Source organism: Aminiphilus sp. (assembly GCF_029975095.1).
In the GTDB taxonomy this organism is placed as follows: Bacteria; Synergistota; Synergistia; order Synergistales; family Aminiphilaceae; genus Aminiphilus.
Window position 1 is genome coordinate 1 of sequence record NZ_JARKPW010000087.1, and the last position, 8151, is coordinate 8151.

Consider the following 8151-nt stretch of genomic DNA (forward strand, 5'->3'; position numbering starts at 1 on the left):
TGGAATGGACAGGTGGCTTCTGTCGTGAAAAGGTATGCGATTCAGCTCGCCTACGACGGAACTTCTTTTTCTGGATTGCAGCGCCAAAAGGAGAGCCGGGGCATTCAGGAGGTCGTTGAGGAAGCACTGGAGCGGATTTCCGGAGAACCGACGCCGGTGATCGCCGCCGGTCGGACGGACGGCGGCGTACATGCCCGTGGGCAGGTCATCTCCTTTTCCCTGCGAAAGGAGTGGGATCCGGAAATTCTTCGCAAGGCCCTGGATTTTCACCTGGAGAACTCGATCCGCGCAATTCGCGCCGCCGTGGTTCCTTCCCGCTTCTCCGCGAGAAAAGATGCCCTCTGGAGAGAGTACGTCTATCAGATCTGGGACGCTCCTTTCATCTTCCCTCACGTTCAGGGCTACGCGTGGTGGATTCGCTCCTCCTGGAACTGGGAAGCGGTGCGGCAGGCCACGGAGCATCTCCGGGGAAATCATGATTTCACGGCATTCTGTAGGGCCGGTGATCTTCCGGAGAACCCCAGGAGGACCATCTCCGCCGTCTCCCTCGCCCGACGGGGTCCCCTGGTGCGCTTTCGCATCAGAGGAAAATCTTTCCTCACAAATATGGTGCGAATCATCCTGGGCTGTCTCGCCGAGGTGGGACGAGGTCGGAGGGAGCCCGACTGGATCGCTGCCCTGCTTCGGGGCGCCTCCCGTACTCAGGCCGGCCCGACGGCGCCTCCGGGGGGGCTGTGCCTCTGGAAGGTCGGATATGAGCCCTCTCCGTGGATTCCTCTTGTAGGACTTGCGGGGAATGCGTATAGTCGTAGCGAAGGGGCGGACTCCGTGCCGCCGGAGGAGACCGTTTTTTCCGCAGACGGCGACGGTACAGAAGAGTAAGGAGGGTCCTCATCCGTGTTCGGAAGAGATATCGGCATAGATCTGGGAACGGCGACGGTGCTCATTTTCGTGCGTGGTAAAGGTGTCGTGTTGCGGGAGCCCTCGGTGGTCGCCCTCGATCAGACGAATGACAGAATCCTCGCCGTCGGCGAGGACGCGAAGCGCATGCTCGGACGCACGCCGGGACATGTCACGGCGGTACGCCCTCTCCGGGATGGCGTCATCGCCAACTACACCATGACCGAGGCCATGCTGCGTCATTTCATCCGCAAGGTCACGTCCGGGGTGGGCAAGTTCTTTCGGAACCGCGTCATGATCTGCGTCCCTTCGGGAGCCACCGACGTGGAGCGTCGGGCCGTCCTCGAAGCAGCGGTGGAGGTCGGTTCCAGAGAGGCCTATCTCATCGAAGAGCCCATGGCGGCGGCCATCGGTGCGGAGCTCGACGTGGCTGAACCACGGGGAAACATGGTCGTCGACATCGGCGGCGGTACCACGGACATCGCGGTGATTTCCCTGGGGGGCATCGTCGTGGCGGAATCGCTGCGGGTGGGGGGCGACAAATTCGACGAGGCCATCATGCGCTTCGTGCGGAAACAGTACAATCTCGCCATCGGGGAACAGACGGCGGAGGATCTGAAAATCTCCATAGGCACCTGTCATCCCAAACAGGACGAGAGTGCCGAGATGACCATCAAGGGACGGGATCTCATTCTGGGGCTTCCCCGCCAGGTGGAAATCAGCAGCAACGACGTGGCCGAAGCGATCCGCGAACCCGTGCAGACCATTGTGGATGGAATTCGGCATGTTTTGGAATTAACGCCTCCCGAGCTTTCAGCCGATATCATCGATAGGGGAATCGTCCTTACCGGAGGAGGGGCTTTGCTGCGGGGGCTCACGGAACTTGTGACCGAGCAGACGGAGATCTCCTGCTATATTGCCGAGCATCCGCTGGAGTGCGTGGCGCTCGGCACGGGCAAGGCGCTCGACTCCCTGGACAAACTGAAAGAATCCGGAACCGTCTTGTCCGCCCTGAAAAAAGGAGGGCGACGCGGTCTCTAGGAGGAAGGGAGGGCCTTCATGTTTCGAGGCCTGTATGCGGGGGCTTCGGCAATGCTCGTCCAGGAGAAGATGCTGGACGTGGCGGGGAATAACCTCGCCAATGTGGATACGGCGGGTTTCCGTGGCCGTATCGCTGTAAACAAGTCCTTTCCGACGCTGCTCATGGAAAAGCTCGACGGCAATCCCGGCGAAACCTATCCACCCAAGCCGGACCGCCTCAAAAAACGTGAACTCATCGGAAGCGCCGCTTTTGCGAACGTCCTCTCCGAAACGGTGACGGACACCCAGGGAGGAGCCATGCGAGTCACCGACGCGCCTCTCGACGTGGCCATCCTCGGAGAGGGCTTTTTTGCCGTTCAGGACGGTCTCGGCAACACCTTCTACACACGGTCCGGTCATTTCGTCCTCGATGGAGAGGGAAATCTCGCCACCCACAACGGACATCTCGTTCAGGGACTCGGCGGTCCCGTGGCAGTCGGAGCCGAGGCGGTCTCGGTCTTCATCAACGCCGGAGGGCAGGTCATCGCCGACGGCGTCGTGGTGGATCAGTTGCAATTGGTCGAGTTCGCATCTCCCACCTACCTCCGGCAGGAGGGGAAGTCTCTCCTCTCCGAGACGGAAGATTCGGGAGCACCTCAACCGGTGGAGGAGCCCCGCCTTGCTTCGGGAATCCTGGAGATGTCCAATGTGAGCGTCGTCACCGAGATGATCCGCATGGTCGAGGCGAATCGGGCCTACGAGGCCGCGGCGAAAACCGTTTCGGTGCAGGACGAAATGGCGAACCGTCTCAATCAGACCTACGGCAAGGCCTAGGCTGGCGAGGGGAGGAAACCCATCATGATACGATCCCTGTGGTCCGGCGCGACGGGTATGATCGCGCAGCAAACGAATCTGGACGTGATCTCCAACAATCTGTCCAATGTGAATACCTCGGGTTTCAAGAAGATCCGGGCCGATTTCGAGGACCTTCTCTATCAGATAGACCGTGAGCCCGGTGCACCCGTGGAACCCGCGTCGGTGGTGCCCACGGGCATCCAGGTCGGGCTGGGAACCCGCGTGGTGGGAACGAACCGCCTCATGTCCTCGGGCAACCTCAAGGTCACGGGAAACCAGCTCGATGTGGCCATCGAGGGGGATGGGTTTTTTCAGGTGCAACTGCCCAACGGCGATATCGCCTACACCCGGGATGGCGCGTGGCGACTCGATGGAGACGGTCAGATCGTCACCTCCAATGGATATCTTCTGGAGCCCGCTGTGGTCGTTCCGGAGGACGCCGTGGAGATCACCATCAGCCCCACCGGTGACGTGAGCATCCTCGTGCCCGGAGACGTGAACCCCCAGAACGTGGGGCAGATCGAACTCGCCCGCTTCGTCAATCCCGGAGGGTTGAAAGCCATCGGTAAAAACCTTTTCGTCGAGACCGCCGCCAGCGGTGCGCCCCAGGTGGCCAACCCCGGCGATGAAGGAATGGGGACCACTATCCAGCACATTCTCGAGATGTCCAACGTGGAAGTCGTGGAGGAAATGGTGGGCATGATCGTCGCCCAAAGGGCCTACGAAGCGAATTCCAAGACCATACAGACCGCCGACGATCTTCTGCGTATCGCCAATTCCCTCCGGAGGTAACGGTGTCGTTCTCTCGGGCGGGTCGTCTTTCGGCCCGCCTTGCGTTTCTCTCTTCCTTCGTGTTCCTCTTGGTCCCGCTCTCTTTCGGCGCGGAGAACGCAGCGCTTCTGGTTGTTCTGGAGCGGGACTTTTCCCACCGAGGTGGCGAGATGATGCTCCTCGAGGCGGCGAGCTTCGACGGAGATCCGTCTCTTGTCTCCCTGGCCGCAGGGGCCAGAATCTTTCCCAAGGACGGGGTTCTCACCAGAGAAATGGTGCTGGAGGCTCTTTTACGGGTCGGACTTGCCGGAACACGAGTGGCTTTGCGCATGCCGGAACAGGTGCGCGTATTGCCCGAGGATCCGGTGACGGCGGATGTGCGCCGTCTTTCCCGTTGGGTCTGGCGTCTTGATGTAGAACGGGAGGGAACGCTTCCTTCCGGAGCGGTCCTCATCAGCCCCAGGGAGATCAAGCCCGGTATCACCGCGACGGTCCTCCGGTATCGCCTGACCGGGGGACGGGAGTTTTCGATGCCCGTCCGCATCAGATGGCGCCAGCCCGCGGCGGTGCTTCGTCGTTCTCTGCCGAGGGGAAGCGTCCTTTCCGAGGAGGATCTGCGGGTTCTTTTCGTGGAACGTTCGGGGCTTCGGACGCCCGCAGATCCCTTCCGGCTTCGCGGGGCGAGGCTTACGAGAAATCTCGCGCAGGGAGGCGTCGTGTTCACGGATGATGTGGAATCGGTACCGGTCATCGCCAAGGGAGATCCGGTGCGGATCGTTTTCCGGGCGGGAGGGCTTCAGGTGGAGGCCTCGGGAGAGGCTCTCGACAACGGTGGTGTAGGTGATACCATACGAGTACGTAATGTACTGAGCCGGCGGATCATCGCCTGTGTCGTTTCCGGTCCCGGCGTGGTCATCGTGGAGGGGGAGTGACGAACATGGGGCGTCGCATGCGTGTTCTGGCCCTGTTGGGTCTCTTGGGTGTGTTCCTTGCTTCTGCCGGAGGGGCTCAGTCCCTTTGGCAGGACGGGGGAAGCCTTTTTGCGGATCAAAAACCCTCGAAGGTGGGGGATATCGTCACGGTGCTCGTCAAGGAGAAAACCGCAACCAAGGACGAGGCCAAGACGGATGTCAAAAAGACGAACGATTCCAGCATCGCCGACGGATGGGGATTGTTCGACTTCATCAAGGCCCTTGGGTTCAAGTCCGGCAGCTCCACCAAGGGAGACGGCAGTACCGAGCGAACCCATACGGCGACGGCGCGGGTTACCTGTCTTGTCACGGAAGTGTTGCCCAACGGCAACCTCGTCATCGAGGGGGGAAGGGATCTCAAGACGCACGACGAGACCCTGAAGCTCCGCTTTCGTGGCGTTGTGCGTCCCAGTGACATCGGCTCCGACAATGTGGTTCTGAGCGACCTTGTGGCGAATGCCGAGGTGGGCATTGAAGGCAAAGGTGCGTTGACGCGCGTGCAACGCCCCGGAGTGCTCACGCAAATCTTCCAGGTTCTGTTCTGAGGAGTGTGACGACGGTGTATCGCACCGAGGTGAAGCGACGAATTTTTTCGAAAGCGAGAATCCTTTCTGTCGTAGGGGCCGTAGGCCTTTTTGTGATGATGCTTTTTCCGACCGGAGTCTCTTTTGCGGAGGAACTCCATCCGGACGTTCGGGTTAAGGATCTCGTCAACGTCGAGGGCGTCCGTCCCAATCAGCTCATCGGCATGGGGCTCGTGGTAGGGCTTCAGGGCACGGGAGACAAGGGTGACCTGGCGTTGCGCATGATGCAGAACATGGCCCGCCAGTTCGGCGTCGCCGTGGACACCAAAGCCATCAAGAGCAAGAATGCTGCGGTCGTCACCGTGACCTGCGAGCTTCCTGCCTTTGCCCGCCCCGGGCAGACCGTGGATGTCGGCGTGAGTGCCATGGGGGACGCAAAAAGCCTCCAGGGCGGCGTCCTCCTGCAAACGCCTCTCCAGGCTGCGGACGGCAAGGTCTACGCCGTGGCCCAGGGTCCTCTCCTCGTGGGTGGTTTTGCCGCAGGTGGCCAGGGGGCGCAGGTGACGAAGAACATCACCACAACGGGGCGCGTCGCCGGAGGTGCCATCGTCGAGAGGGACGTCCCCATGGCTTTTGCGGAGGGAGGGCGCATCACCCTTCTGCTCCGGAATCCGGATTTTACCACTGCCCAGCGGGTCGCGGAGGCGCTCAACCGGCAGTACGGAAACATCGCCGCTCCTGTCGACGCCACCCGGGTCGCCGTCGTGGTGCCCCCTGCTTTCGGCACGAATCCCACACAGTTCCTTGCCGAGGTGGAAGGGCTTCGCATTCGTCCCGACACGGTCGCACGGGTCGTGGTGAACGAGCGGTCGGGAACGGTCGTCATGGGTGGTGACGTACGCATCGGTTCCGTCGCCGTCGCTCACGGCAACCTCACCGTTCGGGTTCAGGAGCGCCAGGACGTGTCCCAGCCGCAGCCTTTCAGTCGGGGAGAGACGACGGTGACCACCCAGACGGACGTGAGCGTTCAGGAACAGCCGGGGCAACTCCTTACACTCCCCGCGGCGACGAGCGTGAACGACCTGGTGGAATCCATGAACGGCGTCGGCGCCAGCCCGAGGGACATCATCGCCATTCTCCAGGCCATCCAGCAGGCGGGCGCACTTCACGGAGAGCTGGTGGTCATGTGATGAAGATCGACGATTTGGTCGGGACAGCACGGAGCGGAGACATCGCAGAAAAAATCTCCTCCCGCAAGGCGACGGAACTTGAGGAGGCGTGCCGTCAGTTCGAGGGCATTTTCCTCGGCATGCTCTGGAAGGACATGATGCGCCAGGCCCGCAGCATGGGGGGGCACGACGAAAAGCGCCCTTTCGGCGTTCTTGAGGACCTTTCCGTCGAGATGGCTGCAGAATCTCTCACGCGGGGAGAAGGAATCGGACTCTGGCGGATCCTCTACGAGCAGTTGAAAGAGGCGCTTCCGCAGGAAAAGGCGGCGGACGCCTGAAGATGTCAAAAAATCAACCATGGTGGATAAATGGTTTATTTTTTGCCTGTCGGGGATGCGGCCGGTGTTGTCGAGGGGAGCCCGGCGCGGTGTGGTTCACTCCTTCCGAGGAGGAGGCCCTGTGTACCTTTCTCGCTCTTTCTCCGGAACAGTTCCGCCGTTCCTATACGGTGACCAGGGAGCGCCGCCCCTCGCTTCGGGAGCGGTGGAACGGTGACTGCGTCTTTTTCGATGCCTCCCGCGGGAGATGTGCCGTGTACCACGTCAGGCCTCTTCAGTGTCGCCTCTTCCCTTTCTGGCCCTCCCTGCTCGCGCATCCCGACAACTGGGCGGATGAGACAAGGCGATGTCCGGGCATGGATTCGGGAAGATTTTACGCCGCCGCACTCATTCGGGAACACCTTGCCCTGGCACCCTTTCCCGATCTCTAGCTCGCCTCATTCGGCTGAACCGGCGGGGACCGCTGAAAAAGGTCTCCGCCGTGAGCGTTTCTCCAATCCGAATACCCCTGGAGAAAACCCGCTCCGCAGTTCCGTATCCCTTCAAAAAGAACATCTGCCCGGAGAATCGCACGACCTCTTCAGGAAAACCGAAGTTTGCTCCCGTCACTCATCTTCATCCTCTCTTTTTCGTGTCCCTACCGCCGAAAACGGCGATCAAAGATGCGTGTCCATGAACCATGTTCTTCGCGGAGGAATGAATTGTCGTTTGATGTCTGGAAATTCCCACTTGCGCGAAGATCGAGTCCGGAATAGAATGTAAACCGGGTGAAGTTAAGAGTACAGTTCACAAGGTGATTTCCGAGGGTGGGCTGTCGAGCCGTTTGATCACAAGGAGGAAGGTACAATGGCACAAGTCAAGTGGAGCGTGACTCCGGACCAGGTGTTCCCGACCATCGAGAAATGGATGCTCCGGGACGGCTTCGATATCGTCATCGACATGGAAAAATCCAAGGGCAGCCATATTGTCGATGCGAAAACCGGAGACCAGTGGCTCGATTTTTACACGTTCTTCGCCTCGGCACCTTTCGGCATGAATCATCCGCGGACGACGACCGACGAGTTCAAGGAGAAAATCTTCCGCTCCGCTATCAACAAGGTTGCCAATTCGGACATCTACACCGTCGAAATGGCGGAGTTCGTGAAGACCTTCGCCGAGGTGGCGAAGCCCGAGGGCATGGATCATCTCTTCTTCATCGACTACGGCACCCTCGCCGTGGAGAACACCTTCAAGATCGCCATGGACTGGAAGGTGCGCAAACTTCTCAAGGCCGGTAAAATCACCAAAGGCCAGGCCGTTTCGGGAAGCAAGGGCACCAAGATCCTTCATTTCAACGAAGCCTTCCACGGACGCAGCGGTTACACCCTTTCCGTCACCAACACCAACGACCCCAACAAATATCAGTTCTTCGCCAAGTTCGACTGGCCCAGAGTCCTTAATCCCAAGATCGTCTGGCCTCTTGAGCAGAACTTGGGCATCGTCGAGTGGATGGAGCGCACATCCCTCAACCAGATCAAGCGTGCCATCGCCGAAGATCCCGACGGCATCTGCGCGATCATCATCGAGACCATCCAGGGCGAGGGCGGCGACAATCATTTCCGTA

10 protein-coding genes are annotated in these 8151 nt (G+C 60.3%); all 10 read left to right on the forward strand.

Translation table 11 applies throughout. The annotated features are described in order from the left end of the window. The first annotated feature begins 24 nt into the window (after positions 1-24). Positions 25-882, forward strand: a complete 858-nt coding sequence (gene truA / locus Q1K49_RS05130; RefSeq protein WP_300523553.1) for a tRNA pseudouridine(38-40) synthase TruA — start codon at positions 25-27, stop codon at positions 880-882. Between the two features lie 15 nt (positions 883-897). Next, entirely contained in the window at positions 898-1941 is a 1044-nt protein-coding gene (locus Q1K49_RS05135) for a rod shape-determining protein (RefSeq protein ID WP_029166061.1), read from the forward strand. Between the two features lie 18 nt (positions 1942-1959). Next, on the forward strand, positions 1960-2754 hold the full coding sequence (locus Q1K49_RS05140; RefSeq protein WP_300523558.1) for a flagellar hook-basal body protein: 795 nt from the start codon (positions 1960-1962) through the stop codon (positions 2752-2754). Positions 2755-2778: 24 nt separating this feature from the next. Next, a complete protein-coding gene (flgG, locus tag Q1K49_RS05145) occupies positions 2779-3567 on the forward strand; it encodes a flagellar basal-body rod protein FlgG (protein WP_300523560.1) in 789 nt (262 codons plus the stop codon). Between the two features lie 2 nt (positions 3568-3569). Then, on the forward strand, positions 3570-4478 hold the full coding sequence (flgA, locus tag Q1K49_RS05150) for a flagellar basal body P-ring formation chaperone FlgA (protein WP_300523562.1): 909 nt from the start codon (positions 3570-3572) through the stop codon (positions 4476-4478). A gap of 5 nt (positions 4479-4483) precedes the next feature. Further along, a complete protein-coding gene (locus tag Q1K49_RS05155) occupies positions 4484-5062 on the forward strand; it encodes a flagellar basal body L-ring protein FlgH (protein ID WP_300523564.1) in 579 nt (192 codons plus the stop codon). A 5-nt stretch (positions 5063-5067) separates the two neighbouring features. Further along, complete coding sequence (locus Q1K49_RS05160; RefSeq protein ID WP_366146039.1) at positions 5068-6231, forward strand: flagellar basal body P-ring protein FlgI; 1164 nt, start codon at positions 5068-5070, stop codon at positions 6229-6231. Next, a complete protein-coding gene (locus Q1K49_RS05165; RefSeq protein ID WP_300523567.1) occupies positions 6231-6548 on the forward strand; it encodes a hypothetical protein in 318 nt (105 codons plus the stop codon). The genes Q1K49_RS05160 and Q1K49_RS05165 overlap by 1 nt, the downstream gene beginning before the upstream one ends. A gap of 2 nt (positions 6549-6550) precedes the next feature. Further along, complete coding sequence (locus Q1K49_RS05170) at positions 6551-6979, forward strand: YkgJ family cysteine cluster protein (protein ID WP_300523570.1); 429 nt, start codon at positions 6551-6553, stop codon at positions 6977-6979. Between the two features lie 415 nt (positions 6980-7394). Next, positions 7395-8151, forward strand: a 757-nt coding sequence (locus Q1K49_RS05175) for an aminotransferase class III-fold pyridoxal phosphate-dependent enzyme (protein WP_300523572.1), incomplete at its 3' end; no start/stop codon positions are given.